General features: G+C 65.0%; 1 protein-coding gene. It reads right to left on the bottom strand.

Annotation, left to right across the window (positions count from 1 at the left end):
* A partial coding sequence (locus AAEY62_RS22790) for a type 2 periplasmic-binding domain-containing protein (RefSeq protein WP_350636692.1) occupies positions 1 to 266 on the bottom strand: 266 nt, incomplete at both ends.

Below are 266 nucleotides of genomic sequence, written 5' to 3'. Positions count from 1 at the left end.
ACGTATCGTTGACGAAGCCGAGCAGGCGCGTCTCGCCCTTCGGCACGCCGACGCCCATGTAGTCGTTCGAGATCGTGAACGCCGGGATCTCGTAGTTCTGCTTGTCGGGCACGTTCGCGAGCAGGCCGATCAGTTTCGGGCCGTCCTGCGTGATGGCCTGCACGTTGCCGGCGCGCAGCGCGGCGAACGCGAACGGCGTGTCGTCGTACGCGACGATCGTCGCCTTCGGGAATTTCTCGCGCAGCGTGATTTCGTTGGTCGTGCCC

This window comes from Pseudoalteromonas sp. GW168-MNA-CIBAN-0100, from assembly GCF_040309225.1.
In the GTDB taxonomy this organism is placed as follows: domain Bacteria; phylum Pseudomonadota; class Gammaproteobacteria; order Enterobacterales; family Alteromonadaceae; genus Pseudoalteromonas; species Pseudoalteromonas arctica.
The sequence above is the reverse complement of the archived record's forward strand: the minus strand, read 5'-3'. Positions and strand labels throughout refer to the sequence as shown.